The sequence below is a fragment of the Paenibacillus oryzisoli genome, assembly GCF_001653565.1.
In the GTDB taxonomy this organism is placed as follows: domain Bacteria; phylum Bacillota; class Bacilli; order Paenibacillales; family NBRC-103111; genus Paenibacillus_E; species Paenibacillus_E oryzisoli.
On record NZ_LYPB01000050.1, the window covers coordinates 398,163 to 415,549 of the forward strand.

16 protein-coding genes are annotated in these 17,387 nt (G+C 46.9%); 4 read left to right on the forward strand and 12 right to left on the reverse strand.

The annotated features are described in order from the left end of the window. Window position 1 precedes the first annotated feature (1 nt). The 5 genes from A8708_RS09775 to A8708_RS09795 form a co-directional block, all read right to left on the reverse strand. Window positions 2-1,324 carry an ABC transporter substrate-binding protein gene (locus A8708_RS09775; RefSeq protein ID WP_068663291.1) on the reverse strand — a complete coding sequence of 441 codons (1,323 nt, stop codon included), beginning with the start codon at window positions 1,322-1,324 and terminating at the stop codon, window positions 2-4. A gap of 40 nt (window positions 1,325-1,364) precedes the next feature. Then, window positions 1,365-2,513, reverse strand: coding sequence for an efflux RND transporter periplasmic adaptor subunit (locus A8708_RS09780; RefSeq protein WP_068663292.1), 1,149 nt, complete (start codon window positions 2,511-2,513; stop codon window positions 1,365-1,367). A 15-nt stretch (window positions 2,514-2,528) separates the two neighbouring features. Beyond that, complete coding sequence (locus tag A8708_RS09785) at window positions 2,529-3,356, reverse strand: carbohydrate ABC transporter permease (RefSeq protein ID WP_068663391.1); 828 nt, start codon at window positions 3,354-3,356, stop codon at window positions 2,529-2,531. A gap of 63 nt (window positions 3,357-3,419) precedes the next feature. Next, window positions 3,420-4,286: a carbohydrate ABC transporter permease gene (locus A8708_RS09790; protein WP_068663390.1), complete on the reverse strand. Its 867-nt coding sequence runs from the start codon at window positions 4,284-4,286 to the stop codon at window positions 3,420-3,422. Between the two features lie 206 nt (window positions 4,287-4,492). Then, window positions 4,493-4,918 carry a GTP pyrophosphokinase gene (locus A8708_RS09795; RefSeq protein WP_068663392.1) on the reverse strand — a complete coding sequence of 142 codons (426 nt, stop codon included), beginning with the start codon at window positions 4,916-4,918 and terminating at the stop codon, window positions 4,493-4,495. An 86-nt stretch (window positions 4,919-5,004) separates the two neighbouring features. Here A8708_RS09795 and A8708_RS09800 point away from each other — a divergent pair, with 86 nt between their 5' ends. The 3 genes from A8708_RS09800 (at window position 5,005) to A8708_RS09810 (ending at window position 7,841) form a co-directional block, all read left to right on the forward strand. Further along, window positions 5,005-5,877 (forward strand): pentapeptide repeat-containing protein, encoded by an 873-nt coding sequence (locus A8708_RS09800; RefSeq protein WP_082927397.1) that lies wholly within the window; start codon window positions 5,005-5,007, stop codon window positions 5,875-5,877. Between the two features lie 440 nt (window positions 5,878-6,317). Continuing rightward, on the forward strand, window positions 6,318-7,046 hold the full coding sequence (locus A8708_RS09805) for a hypothetical protein (RefSeq protein WP_068663293.1): 729 nt from the start codon (window positions 6,318-6,320) through the stop codon (window positions 7,044-7,046). A 216-nt stretch (window positions 7,047-7,262) separates the two neighbouring features. Then, complete coding sequence (locus tag A8708_RS09810; protein ID WP_068663294.1) at window positions 7,263-7,841, forward strand: hypothetical protein; 579 nt, start codon at window positions 7,263-7,265, stop codon at window positions 7,839-7,841. Between the two features lie 63 nt (window positions 7,842-7,904). Here A8708_RS09810 and A8708_RS09815 read toward each other — a convergent pair whose 3' ends face one another. Both A8708_RS09815 and A8708_RS35815 read right to left on the reverse strand, forming a co-directional pair. Further along, entirely contained in the window at window positions 7,905-8,426 is a 522-nt protein-coding gene (locus A8708_RS09815; RefSeq protein ID WP_068663295.1) for a YbjN domain-containing protein, read from the reverse strand. A 14-nt stretch (window positions 8,427-8,440) separates the two neighbouring features. After that, window positions 8,441-9,868: a hypothetical protein gene (locus tag A8708_RS35815; protein ID WP_204787500.1), complete on the reverse strand. Its 1,428-nt coding sequence runs from the start codon at window positions 9,866-9,868 to the stop codon at window positions 8,441-8,443. Here A8708_RS35815 and A8708_RS35820 point away from each other — a divergent pair. Next, entirely contained in the window at window positions 9,828-10,508 is a 681-nt protein-coding gene (locus tag A8708_RS35820; protein WP_167355872.1) for a hypothetical protein, read from the forward strand. The two genes, A8708_RS35815 and A8708_RS35820, sit on opposite strands and share 41 nt — an antisense overlap. 225 nt (window positions 10,509-10,733) lie before the next feature. Here the strand turns inward: A8708_RS35820 and A8708_RS36385 are convergent, their stop codons facing one another. From A8708_RS36385 to A8708_RS09845, 5 genes are all read right to left on the reverse strand, one after another. Further along, window positions 10,734-11,894 carry an eCIS core domain-containing protein gene (locus A8708_RS36385; RefSeq protein ID WP_068663297.1) on the reverse strand — a complete coding sequence of 387 codons (1,161 nt, stop codon included), beginning with the start codon at window positions 11,892-11,894 and terminating at the stop codon, window positions 10,734-10,736. 126 nt (window positions 11,895-12,020) lie between these two features. Then, a complete protein-coding gene (locus A8708_RS09830) occupies window positions 12,021-13,451 on the reverse strand; it encodes a PP2C family protein-serine/threonine phosphatase (protein ID WP_068663298.1) in 1,431 nt (476 codons plus the stop codon). Window positions 13,452-13,533: 82 nt separating this feature from the next. Continuing rightward, a complete protein-coding gene (locus tag A8708_RS09835) occupies window positions 13,534-13,869 on the reverse strand; it encodes an STAS domain-containing protein (protein WP_068663299.1) in 336 nt (111 codons plus the stop codon). After that, window positions 13,866-14,303 carry an ATP-binding protein gene (locus A8708_RS09840; protein WP_167355873.1) on the reverse strand — a complete coding sequence of 146 codons (438 nt, stop codon included), beginning with the start codon at window positions 14,301-14,303 and terminating at the stop codon, window positions 13,866-13,868. Before A8708_RS09840 ends, A8708_RS09835 begins: the two co-directional genes overlap by 4 nt. A gap of 11 nt (window positions 14,304-14,314) precedes the next feature. Continuing rightward, window positions 14,315-17,374, reverse strand: coding sequence for an MFS transporter (locus tag A8708_RS09845; RefSeq protein ID WP_068663300.1), 3,060 nt, complete (start codon window positions 17,372-17,374; stop codon window positions 14,315-14,317). Between the last annotated feature and the right edge of the window lie 13 nt (window positions 17,375-17,387).

A 17,387-nucleotide genomic window follows, 5' to 3' on the forward strand; every position in this document is an offset into this window, starting at 1 on the left:
CTTATTCGTTTATATACGTTGTCACTCGATTTTGAATCAGCTTCGCAACATCCGCGGCAGGCTTTTGACCACCAAAGAAGGTCCTGGACTCTTCCCCAACGATTCTAATTATTTTGCCATCCAATTCATTAAACTGAGTCGCTGCATGTATCATTTCTTTCATACGGGTGAAATCTTCGTCGGGCGCACTAACGGTCATTCCGTTGGGCAGTTTGAAATTACCACTTTTCACTTGATCCTTAATGTCATTAACTTTCTTATCATTGACGGATTTAAGAAGTGAGAAGCCCTCTCTCTCCTGCAAGGATTGCCCTTCACTGGATAACAAATAGGACATGAACTTCCATGCTTCTTCTTTAACTGGAGAATTGGCTTGTATCGCGAACTCTTGCGATAGATTAATCTTAATTCCGCCATCTTTTTGCCCTGCATGCGGTCGTTTCAAAAGCTGTGGATTAGTGAAGACAGAATATGGCCCATTGATCAAGTCGGTCGGCGATATGAAATCCATAGGATAAAATAATTGATTGTTGTTCTCTGCTGGTTTAGACGACATAATGTTATCATCGTACATTTTTTTGATTTGTTGCATGATACTTAGGAATTCCGGTGAGTCGAACTTTGCCTTTTTCCCTGTACGGTCAACAAACTCTTTGAATCTGTCCCCCAAGATTTCTTGGAGAAGTGCTTCAGGCGGAAAGTTTGACAGGGCATAACGTGGGGTTTTGCTATTGTTTTTTTGGATCCCACTCGAAATCTCTTCAAAATCCGCCCAAGTCCATTTGTTATCATCAACTTTCATTTGGGTCAGTAGGTTCTTATCACCTACAAACGTATTTAGGAAATAACCAGAAGGAATGGCATAGGTACCACCGTTTAACTTAATTGCTTGTAAAACGTTCATTTCCAAATCACTCTTATTGATCGATTGATCTTTGTTTATATAGTCATCCATGTTCAGAAGCAGCTTTTTGTTCACAAAATCAGTTATGGGTAAACTGCCAATTTCAAAAATATCCGGGCCTTTGCCTGATAAAATTGCTGTGCTTGTTGTTTGCTGGTATTTCTCGTAATCTGCTGCAGACCATTGTTCTCCCGCTTGTTTGTAGGCTTGAATTTGCAGATTGATCTCCGGGTACTTCTCTTCAAACTTCTTCTTCAGTGTCTGATAGAATGGATATGGCTCTTGGACAGATAGTGTAACTGTCGTTTTCTCCCCTTTACTTGTGGAATCGTCTGTCTTTGCGGTCTCTCCCTTTTCACCTGAACTGCATGCGGTTAAGACTATTGTCAAAAAAAGCACTATACTTAAATGTTTCTTCATTGTTATAATGGCCTCCAAAAATGTTATATTTGCTCATACTCTATTGCAGACGTATGCGGTTTCCTTCTTGTAGAGGTTCACTGCTCTCCACAATAAGTGGATCCCCCTCGAAGAGGCTATCCGATTGAATCATCGTTTCCTTGCCATTCACTCCAACAGATTGTACTCGGACAATCCGGACGACAAAGATATTGCCTAGTGCACCTCTTTGTTCTTGGATGGCATAGACATATGTCCCTTCACGATCTTGATGTAAGGCATCGTTAGAAACGATTAGCTCTACGGAGCGTGATGGCTTCTTCAGTTTAATCCATGCTAGTTCACCTCCTTTCAGTGCCGGATCCACAACCTTGATGCTCAGTACTTTCTGAGGGATTGTTTGAGTCTCTCCCGTTTCTCCGCTGGACCTTTCAGTACGCGGCTGAGCAAGCAACATTTCTTGTATAGTGCCATTGACCTTACGCCTATGTTGATCTTCACCAGCTTGTACTTCGATTGTTATGGGCTCGCCAACGGATATCCCCAAATTGGCCACTAATGCGGCATCAACTGTACTATCCAGGCGGAATCCTAAACTGTCATTCGCCATGAGAATATCTGCTTTACCCGCCGAAGCCATGCCTTCTGTAGCATTAATGGACATAATTACACCATCGAATGGAGCATTAAGTTCTTTTTGACTTGCAAGTTGGTCACCCAGCTCATTTATTTTCCGTTGCTGAGTAGCCATGCCTAGTTTCAGTACATCAATATCCCGTTTTGCATTTCGAATCTTCAGTTCATCCCCCTCTTTAACCAATTGGACATACTGATCTTGGAGTCGATCCATTTCAATTTTTTGTGTATCCAAATTAGCCATTTCATCTGCCAATTCTCTCTGAGCGGATTTACTATTGTAATTGATTAACTTTTGACCCTTCTGAACATGATCGCCTTGTTTGACGAAAATCTGCTCAACCTTCCAACCAGCTGGATTGGATACCTGTACTTCATCGAAAGCTCGTAGGTTGCCGCTTGTTTCGAGTGTGAAATCAAAGCTTCCCTTTACCACAGGTTCTGTTCGTACTTTGGGCAAGGTTAGCGATTGTAGGGAGTTGCTAAAGAAAGTAAAGAATAACATTACTCCAATAAAAGCAATGAACATGATTTGAATCATTCGTTTTCTTCTGTTGTCAGCCGCTTCTAGCATCGTATTCCTCACCTTCTAGCCTTTAATGCCGGACAACTGAATGCCCTCTATGAAATAGGATTCTGCATATAGAAACACAAGCACCATTGGAGCCATATACAAGGCGGATGCAGCAAAAGCAACGCCAGGCTCTCCTGTAATTCTTGATAAATAAACAGAGAGTGGCTGTTTAAATGGATCGTCCAAGAAAATTAACGGCTGCTCAACCATATTCCAATAATCAACGAATAAGAGGATAATCAGCGCGGCAGTCCCTGGTTTTACCATCGGCATAATAATCGTGTGAAAAATACGTAAGTGGCCCGCACCATCCATCTTGGCAGCTTCAATATAGGCATACGGAATATGCAGCATGAATTGGCGAAGGATAAACACACCAAATGCTGCGAATATGCCAGGTAGAACAATGGCACTTGCGCTGTCCAGCAACCCTAACTTGTCCGCCATCATGTAATTGGGTACGAGTGTCACTTGAAACGGCATTAGCATCGTTAAGAGATACACTAGAAATATTAATTCGCGTCCGCGAAAATTCAATTTAGCTAATGCGTAGGCTGCAAGCCCCGCGACTAGCGTTTGTCCTGCAATTATTGGCACCACCATACCAACCGAATTCCAAAACATCATGAGATATCTTGGACTGTTCACAAGTACCATGCCGTACTGCTCCAAGGTAACTTGATCAGGGATTAATTTGAGATTGGCAAATGAATGACCTCTACTACCTGCCGATACTTCCGTCTTCTGTCCGATAGCGCCATAATCGAGTGAGATCTCTTGTGTTGTCATGAACGAATTGGTGAAGGTAATTACAATTGGGAACAATAGACAAATGGCAAACATACCTAATATCAGCGTAAACGCACATTTTTTTATTAATTTTAAGCCTAGCAATGCGTGTTCCTCCTATTCCATGAACCGGCGAAACCGACGTTCAATTGTAAACAAGCAGAAGACGATCAGAAGAATGCCGATCACCATCACGTTTGCTGCAGCAGTTAACTTCTGAATATCAAGGGATTGGAACATGTTGTTCATGTAGTGCTGCAGCATATAAATACGATCTTGCGGATATTCCCCTGAGATCAAATACGTTTCCCTAAATACCTTAAATGAGTTCATTATCGAAATGATAATGACAAAGAAGCTCGTTGAAGTGAGATAGACAAGTGTAATGCTATAGAATTGCCGGAAACTTCCTGCACCTTCCATCTGGGCAGTTTCGTAATAATCCTTTGGAATTTGCTGCAATCCCGCCAAAAATAAAATGACGTTATAGCCAATGTTTTTCCATATATAAAAAATAATGACCACATATCGAGCCCCATTGGACTTCATCCAATCTACTCGTTCCCATCCAAAGTAGCTCAGCCATGCGTTAAGTGAACCATTCCAGTCGAAAATAATCTGCCAGACCCATATAATCGAAGCGACTGGAACAACTAGTGGAAGCACATACGCAGTTCGAATCCATGTCCTAAGATAACTGCTTTGGTTTAACAGTAATGCCAAACCTAACGACAGTCCTAGATTAAGTGGAACGCCTACCGCACTAAAATAAAAAGTATTCCATGCCGCTTTGCGAAAGGAACCACTCGAAAGAAGATTCTTGTAGTTATCAAAGCCAACAAAATGGCCGCCTACCGGACTGTTCATAAATGAATACAGCACCCCTATTGCAAATGGAATCAGATAAAACAAAGCGAATCCAACTCCGCTTGGCAGTAGAAATCCCCACGCTGCAGCGGCATCTTTGCGCAGCCATCTATGCATGCTTTTCTTAAACACGCATACATAATGATACCCCCACATTTTCATCTACCATTCCCCTTCCTTCTGCATGCATTAAGAGTAAGGCAGAATGCTTAAAGAAAATGTGGGGTAAAATTAAAAGATTTCTTAAGTATTGAACTTCCGCCATCAAATAAAAAAAGATTCGCTCCCCGCATGGGGGGCGAATCTTCTTTATCATGTTACAGTCAGCTTCCATATTTTAATTCGGCTATGGCTTTTTTGTACTTATCGATTCGTTCATAGTCTTGACGGGTAGGATCCTCAATTCGACTAAGATCACAGTTATCCTCTAAATCTAAGAGCTTCACAACCGAAGCTAATGGATTTACTTTGATTCTCTTAATAAAACCTTCATACGACTCATCAGGCCTTCTAGTAAGGCAATCTAGTGCCTCAAGGATAGGTAGGCTAAAGCCTTCTTTTTTCAAATCAAATAGAGTAAAATCTGAATCTTCCACGACATCATGTAAAACAGCAACAATGGACTCTTCCGTTGTTTTGGCCCTGCTAGCTAAACGAATGGGGTGTAAAATATAGGGGCTGCCCCCTTTGTCTACCTGACCATCATGGGCTTTCGCTGCGATTAAAATAGCTTTCGTTAATGTGCTCATGGGTGTCACCCTCTCACCTTGTTCGTGCATTTTGGTCTCCTCATTGTATAATGTAAAAAGGATAACGAACAAGGAGAACCTCATTTATGTTAGAAAATGATAACTTTTCAGAAACTTCAACGGTAGATGCACGCCAACATATGCAAGGAGATTGCGAGAACTGCTTTGGTCTATGTTGTGTTGCTCTGCCCTACGCAGCTTCAGCGGATTTCGCTAACGATAAGGGAGCTGGACAGCCCTGTATGAATCTGCAAGCCGACTTTCGTTGCGGTGTGCATACCCAGCTTCGTCAGATTGGTTTCCGCGGATGCACCGTGTATGATTGTTTTGGTGCGGGACAGAAGGTTTCACAGAGCACCTTCGGTGGTCAGGACTGGCGCAAAGCACCTGAAACCGCGAAGCAGATGTTTGAAGTATTTCCACTGATGCGACAGCTTCATGAGCTGCTCTGGTATTTGACAGAGGCCTTAACCTTACAGGCAGCAAGTCCAGTCCATGAGGATGTTCGTGCTGCGCTGACAGAAACTGAACGGCTCACGAACCTCACGCCAGAGGACTTGTGCGATGTGAACATTAACGAGCATCGAGCCGCTGTGAATGTTCTGCTTCTTCGCACCAGCGAGCTTGTACGCGAAGCAGGACTGCGTGAGCTGGCTATCCCCAAAGGCCGCCGCAAAGCCTACGGCAGAGGGGCGGACCTCATCGGCGCCAAGTTGAAAGGCGCTGATCTAAGGGCCAGCAATCTACGTGGCGCCTATCTCATAGCAGCTGATTTAAGAGGTGCCAATCTGCAGAAAGCCGACCTGATCGGAGCCGATTTCAGGGACACCGACCTGAGCGGGGCAGATTTGAGCGACAGTTTGTTCCTCACTCAGTTTCAAGTGAACGCCGCCAAAGGAGACTTGCACACGAAACTGCCGTCACACTTAACTCGTCCTGCACACTTCAGCCGCGAGTAGCCTCATGGCGGTTAATTAGAACCCCCAAGAATGTCGATATCCTCGACGTTCTCGGGGGTTTGGTTTGATGCCTCAAAGTTCCAATTAGTTCGATTTATCCGAATTAAATCGCGAACTTCTTGTGCAAAAGTATGAATAGTCCGATTTTGCCGAACTAATTAGGTGTTTTTCTTGCAGGATTGTTATTTGGAGCGATTTAGTTCGGTTTTTTAGGACTAATTGACATTATTAAAGGCGAACTGTGGTATTAGTTCGACAATTTCGGACTATTCGGGAGACTAATGGGACTAAACGTTCTAAACAATCTAGATTGAGAATCCCTCACAGCATTATAATCGCTAATTTTAAGCTGGCTTTCAGCATTTATTCGCTATTCTTTCATATTAACATCGTACAATGACAACGTGGACAAACCCGAAATAGGAGTGATACATACACGTATGAATATGAAAAAACTAGCAGGCGTATGCATCTTGATTCCCATTCTTCTAGCAGGATGCGGGAATCAATCTGACACCGAAAGCGCTGCAGCAGGCACCTCACAGCCTGTACAGCAAACGGAGAATGCGGCAGGTAATGGCCAACAGAGTACCCAACAAAATCGCCCTGCAATAGATCCCGCGCAAAGACAGCTCTTCAGCACGTTTCAAATGCTAACCATGATGGACAAATCAGATGGATTGACCATCACGAAGGAACAAGCGCAAGCTATGCTTCCTGTCGCTCAAGAAATCGTCACGAAGAATGAACTCAGCGACGATAATAAAACGAAGCTGCTGGCAAATCTGACAGATGCCCAGAAGACTTTCCTAACCGATTCCGAATCACGCATGAGTAATCGTGGTAACGGCGGCAACGGTGGTCCCAACGGACAAGGCCGTGCTGGGCAAAATGGCCAGGGATCAGGCAATCGAGCAAGCGGTTCCACCGATGGAGCCAAACCCCTTACGCCAGATGCTTCAGCTACGCCTAAAGCGAACACCACAGACGGTGCAGGAAGCGGCCAATCTGGTGGCCAAAGGCCGAATGGTGCTGGTCGTGCTGGAAACGCTGGAGAAGGTGGCCAAAATGGTGGCGGAGGCTTCGGTGGAGGCAATCGACCTGCAGGCGGTCAAATGGGAGATGTGGGCAAGCAGTTCGTTGAGTTGCTGCAAAACAAGGTGAAATAAGTCGAAATATTTCCTAGGAAATGATAAAGCCCTGAGTCCGGTTGGACTTAGGGCTTTCCTCACTTAGCATGTACTCTCGTAATACCTCTACCTGCGCTCGTGATAATTGGGTTCTCAAACATTTTAATATCTCTAACATCTATCAACCCATGCAATTCTATCTATTAAACATAGAATAGTTTGGTAAGCATTATTATCCTGATAGGAGATGGCAAAATGAATAAAAAACAACGTATCGCAGGAAAATCGAGTAGAAGTGTTCGACTTCCTAGAAGCACAGGCATCCCGAAAATGAAAGCTATGCTGTTATACCATGCTCAACTGAAGAAGCACAACAAAACAGGAGCAGGCCGCTTGTTTCCGAACCAAACAACCATCTCAATTGGTACAGATAACTCTTGGTTCAATGCTCAAGTAATTCCAAGTGACCCCGGATGGATACCAGTGGCCAATGCCAACTACGTTTGGTATTCTGGCAACCTGAGCAGTGAGAATGCGGTCATTTCGACACGCTTCACGCTATCGCAACGAAGAACTATTCGGAGCGCTTCACTTTTCTTATCCGTGGATAACTACGCGGTTGTCATCATCAACGGTGTACCCTTGGTCTATGACGCGCCACAGAACACGCCTTCTTTCTTCACCACTGGACGCAGCTTCAATATAAGGCGATTTCTACGACGCGGCCGCAATGATATTGTCATCATCGCCTTCAACTTTGGTGGACCACGCAGTGTAAGCAATCCTGCAGGCGTGGCAGCAAGACTGGATATTCGACTCAGCTCTCTACTATAATTTTATGTGAAAATACCCCCAAACCACAATTTCTTGGTTTGAGGGTATTTTTGCAGTTTATTGCTACGCTCTTAACGCCTGAATAACCTGCTCTGCCTTCGCTTCACCGCTTGCAACCTGCTCGATGTGCTCACCGAACATATCGCACATATACACGAATAAGGTGAGGATTTCTAACACTTCATCACTCTCGAACGTACGAGAAGCTGATAAGCTATACACATATCGATAGTGGATCTCGCCTTCTTCATTCACCCCAAAGTGACCAATTGGCAAGCGTGTATTTATTTCGAGCAAGAGCGCCGCTACCTCTTCACGAGAATCTGCTTGCAGGTGAAATGGGAGTGTGCTGTATATCTGCAGAAGTTGAATCGCGACAATATCCTCGTCATTTAATGGCAAAAAGCTAAAATGAAGGAAACGATCTCTTCCCTGACTATCCTCTTGAAACCCTGCCATCAGCACATGCAGTGGAATGGCTTCGGATTTTTCTAATAGATTCGTGGCGAGCTCTGCCCCATCCAGAATCTCTTTCAATTGCCCTAATTGCGCCAAATGACGCGCATGTATAAGCTCAGTCAACATACGAGTTCAACCTCCTATTCTCTCTTGCCCATTGCTTCAACAATGGCGCCTTTCAGCTTAGCTGGATCACTCTCGAATTGATACAAAGCTTGAATGCTAATACCAGCTGCTTCTACAAAGCTCTCTACTTGTTTATATCTCGTAACAACCGCTGCGTCGGCCTCGTCGTAGAGAGGGAGCTTCGCAAACATATCAAAGATAAGATCTGTATCATGCGCACGTTTTTCGAGCTTCTTCTCAGTTGATTTATCTGCATTAAAGACTGCTTTAGTAATTCCCCATGCGCCTGCTTTCGATGCCCGGTCACGTCCGGCTTGCTTCAAGGATCTAGCGATTGGCATAGCTGCACCAATTCCTGAAGCAACAATTTTCAGCGGAGTACCTACTTGAGCACCTACCCCAGTAAGTGTCGCGATATCGGCAGCGATCTTCGTAAGCTCAAGACCAATTTGAATAGCGCCTCGATCTGTCCGTTTCACGTTAATATTTTTCATTTCTTTCGCTAGCTCATATTGAGCGATTTCATCGAGTTGCTGATTGGCTGCTGCTACTTTGGCCGGATCTCCGGATGCAATGTCAGCATTCAACTGCACCTTTTTCGCCGCAAGTTTCGCTTTGTCGACACCCGCATTTCGCGTGTACCAGCGTTTCTCTTTGAGAATATCGGCATTCCCTGCTTTGCCTTTGAAATCACGTTTCATCGTCGTCATTGCACTGCGATTTAAGCCAGCTTTGATCACATCAACCGTTTTGATGGCAATTTTCACACCACTTACGGCAATGCTAACACCCGGTATAACAGCAGTCAAGCTAGCCGTACTCGTCTCCATGATTTCCATGATACCTTTGGCCACTTTGATACCAGATTGCGCAGCTTGAATCGCATTACTGATGATTTCAATAACTCCTCTTGCTTTTTCACCTTTATCCAGCCCGCCATTTTCGGAGGCTTTACTATACATATCGTAAATACCCTTAACTGCCATAATCGTATTCTTGACGGCGGAGATTGCTTCCGCTACGGTACCTGTATAATCGCTGACGGAGGAAGATCCGCCGACACCATTTTCTTTCCCCGTTGATTTGGCTGCTTTATCGACTAAACCAGCCGATCCACTGACCATTTTACCACTGGACTCGACTATGGCTGAACCCGTGCCTGCATATTGCCAACGTTTATTATGACCTGTCCGATTCGCATCGCCAGAAACAGAGAGCGTCTCTCGGATCGCACTCATGATTTGGAAAGGACCGCTCACAAGATCTGCAGTCGATGCTATTGCACCCATCGTTGCTGACTGCTGTGCTGTCCCAGCATCCCCCGTTTTATCGTAGGATTCTTTCAAATCATCGGAACGTTTGCCGAAACTGTCGGAGAAAGTTCCGCCAACGCCAGAAGTCATGTCTGCATTATCCTTGGTATCATCTCCTGTTGGATGCATCGTAGAAGCAGACGCAACTACCGGCGGAACGACCGTTCCTGCAGTTCGCGTTAAGTTCGGCGGTGCAACCTGCGACGCTGGTGCCACGCTAGCCGCTCCAGGCGGAGCGACTGTTCCTGCAGTTCGCATTAAGGTCGGTGGTGCAACCTGCGACGCTGGTGCCACGCTAGCCGCTCCAGGCGGAGCGACTGTTCCTGCAGTTCGCATTAAGGTCGGTGGTGCAACCTGCGACGCTGGTGCCACGCTAGCCGCTCCAGGCGGAGCGACTGTTCCTGCAGTTCGCATTAAGGTCGGTGGTGCAACCTGCGACGCTGGTGCCACGCTAGCCGCTCCAGGCGGAGCGACTGTTCCTGCAGTTCGCGTTAAGGTCGGCGGTGCAACCGTCGCTGCGGGTGCCGGTGCTACAGTCGCTGTCGGCGCCACTGTCGTTGCCGGTGGTGGAGCAGCTCCGGTCGCTCTCGCTCGATGGAACCTCACTGGAGGTGCTGGCGCTACGGTCGGCGGCGCAACCTGCGATGCTGGTGCCACTGTCGTTGGTGCTACGGTCGCTGCGGGTGCTGGGGTAGCTCCTGCTGGTCTTGCTCGATGGAACGTCACTGGGGGAGGAGCCACTGTTGCAGCTTGTCCCGTATTACGCTGAATAACCTGATTCGCATAAGCTTGTGTTGCGCGATTACCAACCGTACGCTGCATCTGCATAAAGATGTTTGTCCCTATAGGAGACATTTGTGAGGTACTCGTACTTGTTGGAGCCGATAGTGTTTGCAGCGTTTGATGCGAGGGGCTCACTGCTTTGGTCTGGCCTTGTTTTCCTTGCGGCATCTCTACCAAGCTCCTTCATGATATATATTCTTGCTTATTTGCTTTACTTACCGCCTCGCTGTTGCACAACATGCGTTAATTCATGACCAAGCAGTTCTTGCCCCTCGCGTGAATCTGGATTATATCGGCCTTCCCTGAAGAACACATCATTTCCCGTAGCGAATGCTTCTGCGCCTAAAGATCTATTAATCTTTGTTGATTCTGAATCCGTATGTATATTTACGCTGCTGAAATCCGTTTTGAACGCTGATTCCATCTTCGCTTGAATGCTTGCATCCATCTTACTGCCGCCGCCTTGTTTCGCCTTAATCTGCGATTCAATACCTTCACCAGCTTCAAAACCGCCTTCGGACGACGACTTCATCTGCAGCTCCTCATCTTCCGACTCTCCGCCTTCAGATCGCTGAATCGACTCGGTCGATGGCTTCATCTGCAGCTCCTCATCTTCCGACTCTCCGCCTTCAGATCGCTGAATCGACTCGGTTGATGGCTTCATCTGCAGCTCCTCATCTTCCGACTCTCCGCCTTCAGACCGCTGAATCGACTCGGTTGATGGCTTCATCTGCAGCTCTTCGTCTTCCGACTCTCCGCCTTCTGAGCGCTGAATCGACTCGGTCGATGGCTTCATCTGCAGCTCTTCGTCTTCCGATTCCCCGCCTTCTGAGCGCTGAATCGACTCGGTTGATGGCTTCATCTGCAGTTCCTCATCTTCCGACTCTCCGCCTTCAGACCGCTGAATCGACTCGGTTGATGGCTTCATCTGCAGCTCTTCATCCTCCGACTCGCCGCCTTCGGACCGCTGAATCGACTCGGGCGATGGCCTCATCTGCAGTTCCTCATCTTCCGACTCGCCGCCTTCGGACCGCTGAATCGACTCGGTCGATGGCTTCATCTGCAGTTCCTCATCTTCCGATTCCCCGCCTTCTGAGCGCTGTACATCTGGTTTGGAATCGCCACCACTCTCCGCAGCAGCAATATGGTCCGCCGCTTGTTTCCCCATTTGATCCGCTTCTTGCTCATACGCATCACCAGCTGGACCCACGGTCATTTTGGTCTGGATGTTCAACATATTGCCCACAGCACGATTACCGATTGCCCGTTGGATGTTCATTAGATCGGATGATGCAGGTGTGTTTGTTTTCGTACTTTTGTTATTTGTATGCAAAGAAGAATCTGGTTGCCGGTTAATATGGGATTTTTGCATGGCATAACCCTCCTAGCGAACTTTTGATGAAAGCCTTCATTTAGCCCTGATTTGCACGTCTACTTGTCCGTCCTTCCGTGCAAGAAGTCTATTAATTAACTATATCACAACGCTAGGCAGCGGAGTTTACAATGGCATTAATTTGCGATCTATAATAAGCACTGCAATATCATCGGATTGCACGGCCCCGTCTGCGAACTGGTCCACATCTTGCACCATTTGACTAAGCAATTGCTCGGGCTTGCTTGACTGCTCCCGTACCAATACATCTTGAAGTCGGACAAAGCCATACTGATTCTGGATGTGATTCTCCGCCTCAGTAATGCCATCCGTATACAGAATAATTCGATCTCCTAGCGCTAACGTAGCCTCGTTATCCGTATAGAACATATCGTCTATAACACCGAGCGGAAGGCCCTTTTTCCCTTTCAAAAGCTCAGTCTCACCATTCGTCCTTACAATGTATGGCGGGCAATGACCGCCATCGCTATACAGAAGCTGACCGGTAGCTACGTTCAGTACACCGCAAAAAATTGTCGCAAACATGGTAGAGTCATCCTTATACAGCTCTTGATTGACAGCCGTAAGCAGCTCCCCTGGTGTCAACTCTACGGACATCTTTCCTTTGAGCAGCGTCATCGTTACCGCCATGAAGAGAGCCGCTGGAATTCCTTTGTCAGAGACATCGCCAAGCACGAAAAACAATCGATTCTCGTCGATACGGAAATAATCGTAGAAATCTCCGCCTACTTCACGCGCTGGTCGAATCGTTGCCTGCGCCTCCGCTTGAACACGCAGAAGCATCTCACCGGTTCCATTCTCAGCATCCGCAGCACGACTCTGCAGACTTAATGTCTTACGGGGGAGAAAACCCATCTGAATATCCGTTGCGATACGCAATTCACTCTCCATGCGCTCCTTAGCTGCCGTAGTCACTTTCAACGCATGTACAGACTTCTCCAGTGCATCATACAGCATCGCGTTCTCCAGCGAGGCCGCTGTTGGCGAAGCAATCGATTCCAGCAACTGCAGATCTCGTTCCGTGAACGGTGTATCGCCTCGTTTGTTTAATACCTGTAGCACACCAATGATTTTCCCCTTGCTGACAAGTGGCACACAGAGCATGTTGCGAGTGGGATAATCGACGCGCTTCGCAACCTTGGACGACCAGCGCTCATCTCGCGCTGCATCGTCGATCTTGACCGACTTCCCCGTCTGTGCGACCCAGCCTGCGATACCCTCACCAATCTTGAGGCGAATTTCGCGCACCTCATCACCTTTGGCCCCCAGGGCGAGATCGAAGAAAAGTTCCCCCTTCTCCTCATCGACCAAAATAACGGACGAAGCCTCCGCGTTCATAATGCGGGAAGAGGTTTCCATGATTTTGACTAGCAAATCCTGTTTGCGAATCGTCGAGTTCACTTCTAGGCTCACATCAAAAAGCTGCATCGTCCGCTCTAGTTCTAGCTTTGCGGCTTGATGTTTTCGATTTCCACGCTGCCACTGGATGACAGCCATTAGACACAGGATAACAAGCACGACTATGACGATCTCCATCCAGCTCAGCTCCTTTATCTATCTCATGTCATTAACTACCTTCATAAGCACTATTGCAGCAAGCGCTGCTCACACATGCGAATTAGTTAATGGCATTAACCGCTTCATTTTCCGTCTCGTACAGTTTGAAAATACTACTAAAACCCGACATATCAAAAACTTCCTTCACTTGCTCATTCATATGAGCTAGCGCAAGCCTGCCCTGAATGACCTTGACCATCTTAGCAGCGGACAGTAAGCTTCTTAGTCCTGCACTGCTGACATAATCCAGTCCTTGCAGATTAAATACAAACTTGCCATTACCTTGCTCCACCAGCTTCGCGAACGCCGATTCCAAGCTTGCTGATGTACTCCCATCCAATCTTCCTTGTAAGCTTACTATTACAATGTCACCTTGCACCTGCTGGGTAATAATCATGAAACACCCTCCTCTTGAATCCGATTTTTTCTCATTAGAAGCACATTCTCCTCATTCAAACGTTCGTACCGAAGTTCGTCCATGACTTGCCGAACAAAGTGGATACCGAGGCCCCCGATCCCGCGCTCTTCAATACTCTGGTCGGTGCGAGGGCTAGCTTTGAGCAGTGGGTTAAAAGGAATTCCCTGATCACTCAGACAAAGTTCCCAACCATCTGCGGTTTGCCCAACATCAAGACGAATCGTATGCATCCCATTTTGATCAGATGGGTAGCCGTATAAAATAATGTTAGTTATGAGCTCATCGCAGACCAAATTGATTTGAAACAGAGCTTTATCATCCATGCTGAGAGGCCCTGATAAGCCTTGGATAAAGGCTGCTAGACGCGCTAGCTCCTGTAAATCGTTGCGCAATACGATGGACTCAATACCCAAGACGATCACTCCTACGACATTTTCAAAAGCATGTTCTCCAGCAATCGTACTCTTGCGCTTGAAGCATGAAGCATTCCGATTCCAATCTCCGGATACAACCTCACTAAGCGCGACAAGCTCTCCCCTTGCATGGTAAGAACTCGTACCTCATCAAAAATGACCTGTGCAGTAACAGATGACGGAGAGCCATCTAACGCAGTCGTTTCACCAACCGCTTGCTTAGGTCCCAGAACACCAATGGTCGATGTATCTCCAATACCTGTCTCATTGCTTAATTCAACATGCCCCTCAATCAGGAGATACATGGCTGCGTTCGATTCTCCCCGCCGCAACAAGTAGGTTAAATCCTCGTGCACTTCTTCCGTCGCAATACCTGCAATTAACCCTAATTCATCGACGGACAAGTCCGCGAATAAGCTGACTTGCTTCAAGAAAATCACTTTATCTAACATGGTTAAAAATTTACGTTCTTCTTTCATATGGGCACGCTCCAATGCGCTTAGTGCGTAGATGGAAATATCCTTGAGCCAGCTGTCAGACCATGTTGTTGCCTCTTGGAGCAACCCTAGCGGCTGTAAATCCTCCATGACCTCTGTCATGCGTTGTTGCTTCAATTGGTCTAATAGCGCATAGGCTAATTTACGATCTCCGAGCCCTTCCGCAAGAACCTCCAAACCGTTCTCACGAAGTTCGATGTTCTCATCTTGAATAGCTTCACGCAGCGTCATAATGATCCGCTCATCGACGAGCTTAGCCATGACTGCCCATGCTCCGTCAATGAGTGCCTCATGCAACTCGCCGCATCGTTCTTTCGCCAATTCCGCTAGACTCGTCAGACCAAGCTTCTCCAACGCAGCCGGCAATGCACGTTCTTGGGTAGATGCCTGCAAACGCTGCACACATAGCTCAACGAGCAGGGAATGCAGTCTGCCTTCATCCAATAGCTCAGCGAGTGTAGTTACAACCGCATTCCAAATAAATGGATTCGGATGGTGACTGTACTCCAGCAAGGTAGGCAGTGCTTTATCGCCCATATCTACAAAAGCCTGCAGAATAGCTTTACGCAACTCCTGATCCGCCATAGACACCATACCCAGCATCATGGGAATACACTCCACATGCTGGAGCTTACCGATACAATGCGCAGCTGCCACCTTCACAGCAGGACGCTCTTCATCAAGCAAAGAAACAACCCATGCAGCGTAAGTATGCAGCTTCAAATCAGCTACCGTATGGCAGCCATAGACGGCCCATTCGCCGCCGGTATCTAGCATTTTGATAATCGCTTCATCGCAAGCCGCGAAGCTCTCTTCACTTTCTAGGGCATACAGAGCTTTGACACCTTCATGCACGACCTTCGGGTGCGTATCCAATAGCTTCACACGGATAAAGAAATGGGACTGACTTTTCAAATGCGTTGCCTTGGAAATCAACTTCACGCACTCCGCACGTACCTCAGGATCCTCATCCTCCAGGAATGAGGCCACCTGCACGAGATCCTGAATCGTGGCACCCTGCAAGTTCATTGCACGCAATACGGCAATACGAATCCGTGAGCTCTCTTCCCCAATCATTTGGATCAAATGCGGCAAGAATGCGGAATCTTTCGCTTTTCCGATAATTTCTAGTGCAAGTTCTCGCACGTAATCATTGGGATGCTTCAGATAGGCGAGAATAGCTGATAAGGCTTTGGAGCTGCGAATGCCCCCGATAAAAGAACCCGCAATTTCGGATAAATCCCCGTGTAGGGATTGAACGCTTTTGACCAATTCACGAATGTATAAATTCCGGCCGAACCACGCTACGACGACTAGAACTCCGGCAATTCCCACGCCTATCCATGCTAGGGGCGACAATTGAAGCAGACCAAACGAGTACAGCATTGAGACCAGCGAGCCAATAAGAATACCGCCAGAAGCTGCAACCCCTTGCGCGAAATAACGATAGCCATCCCTTTTGGAGATTGGCATCATTTTGAAGAAAAGCTGATAACACGGCTCTGCAATGTAGTACAGCAAAATATAAAACACCGCATATGACCCCGAAACCATGACCAGTCCGAGCGACTGATTCATGAATACTGCTGTGAGTCCAAAACCGCCGAGAAAAATGACCGTGATGCCTAACAGCATATTACTGGCACCTAACCAGTTCATTAAGCGAGTAGACACCGTTTGTATCAATAAACAGAAAGTAAATTGAATCGCTGTGATTAAGCCATAAAACGAAGTCAAATCTCCTTCATTAGAGAACTTATATTCAGCAGCCGTAAAATATTGATACTCCATCATAAAATAAACGGCCGGCATCAATGTCATCAGGGCAACTGCACACAGCAGGAAGGGACTGCGCAGCATTTGTTTCGCATAGTAGCCCGAAGTAGGCTGCTTCTCTTCTTCTGAGGAAGAGATGGACTGAACCCTATTCAGTCTCTTATCTTCCTTCAAGGTGAGCGGAACTAAGTATCGCAGGAGTGCTCTCCGGAAGAAAACGAAGCCGAACACCATGAGAATCGGTGCGAGTGCATACACGGCTTCCGTGCCGAGAAGTTTACCTAGCTGATGCGCCAGCAATCCTGCGGTAATCCCACCCGTCGTTGTAGCAGCAATGAAAACGGGCATCAGTCGCTTCGCCTGTTGGGTCGGACACAAGTCAAACGCTGTGCTCCATAAGAGCAAGGTTAGCTGCCTTACAACAAAGTTAGAAGAGAGAAAGAGAATCGGATAATAGTAGCGATAGTCGATGCCGCCTAGCTTAAATGCCAGGAGCACAACACCATTCAGGAAGAGAAGTCCCATCATAATAAGATAGAGCGTCGTCATCATCTTAGCCTTCGGCAATCGGTTCGCCAATTTGGCTAAGAGCCAGCCTTCGAGCGGCATGATAGCAGCTTCAACCATATAAATATAGGGCAAGTATTGCACACCGAAGCGCTGATTAAAAAGTGCCATGAATGCCGTGTAATTCAAGGATTCCGCAATACCGCTAAAATAAAAAATCGGCAACATCATCCAAAGCTTACGACTGTCTTCCGTGCGCAGCCCCAACCACCCTTTTAAGGTTCCTTGCATATCATCAGGTCCA

What these genes read in the sequence shown, in the direction of transcription:
- A8708_RS09835 (WP_068663299.1), bottom strand. Translation starts at nt 13,869, where the DNA reads ATGATTATTACCCAGCAGGTGCAAGGTGACATTGTAATAGTAAGCTTA.
- A8708_RS09830 (WP_068663298.1), bottom strand. Translation starts at nt 13,451, where the DNA reads ATGGAGATCGTCATAGTCGTGCTTGTTATCCTGTGTCTAATGGCTGTC.
- A8708_RS09775 (WP_068663291.1), bottom strand. Translation starts at nt 1,324, where the DNA reads ATGAAGAAACATTTAAGTATAGTGCTTTTTTTGACAATAGTCTTAACC.
- A8708_RS35820 (WP_167355872.1), top strand. Translation starts at nt 9,828, where the DNA reads ATGTCTGCATTATCCTTGGTATCATCTCCTGTTGGATGCATCGTAGAA.
- A8708_RS09790 (WP_068663390.1), bottom strand. Translation starts at nt 4,286, where the DNA reads ATGCATAGATGGCTGCGCAAAGATGCCGCTGCAGCGTGGGGATTTCTA.
- A8708_RS09810 (WP_068663294.1), top strand. Translation starts at nt 7,263, where the DNA reads ATGAATAAAAAACAACGTATCGCAGGAAAATCGAGTAGAAGTGTTCGA.
- A8708_RS09815 (WP_068663295.1), bottom strand. Translation starts at nt 8,426, where the DNA reads ATGTTGACTGAGCTTATACATGCGCGTCATTTGGCGCAATTAGGGCAA.
- A8708_RS09800 (WP_082927397.1), top strand. Translation starts at nt 5,005, where the DNA reads ATGTTAGAAAATGATAACTTTTCAGAAACTTCAACGGTAGATGCACGC.
- A8708_RS09785 (WP_068663391.1), bottom strand. Translation starts at nt 3,356, where the DNA reads ATGTTTGCCATTTGTCTATTGTTCCCAATTGTAATTACCTTCACCAAT.
- A8708_RS35815 (WP_204787500.1), bottom strand. Translation starts at nt 9,868, where the DNA reads ATGCATCCAACAGGAGATGATACCAAGGATAATGCAGACATGACTTCT.
- A8708_RS09805 (WP_068663293.1), top strand. Translation starts at nt 6,318, where the DNA reads ATGAATATGAAAAAACTAGCAGGCGTATGCATCTTGATTCCCATTCTT.
- A8708_RS09795 (WP_068663392.1), bottom strand. Translation starts at nt 4,918, where the DNA reads ATGAGCACATTAACGAAAGCTATTTTAATCGCAGCGAAAGCCCATGAT.
- A8708_RS09780 (WP_068663292.1), bottom strand. Translation starts at nt 2,513, where the DNA reads ATGCTAGAAGCGGCTGACAACAGAAGAAAACGAATGATTCAAATCATG.
- A8708_RS36385 (WP_068663297.1), bottom strand. Translation starts at nt 11,894, where the DNA reads ATGCAAAAATCCCATATTAACCGGCAACCAGATTCTTCTTTGCATACA.
- A8708_RS09845 (WP_068663300.1), bottom strand. Translation starts at nt 17,374, where the DNA reads ATGCAAGGAACCTTAAAAGGGTGGTTGGGGCTGCGCACGGAAGACAGT.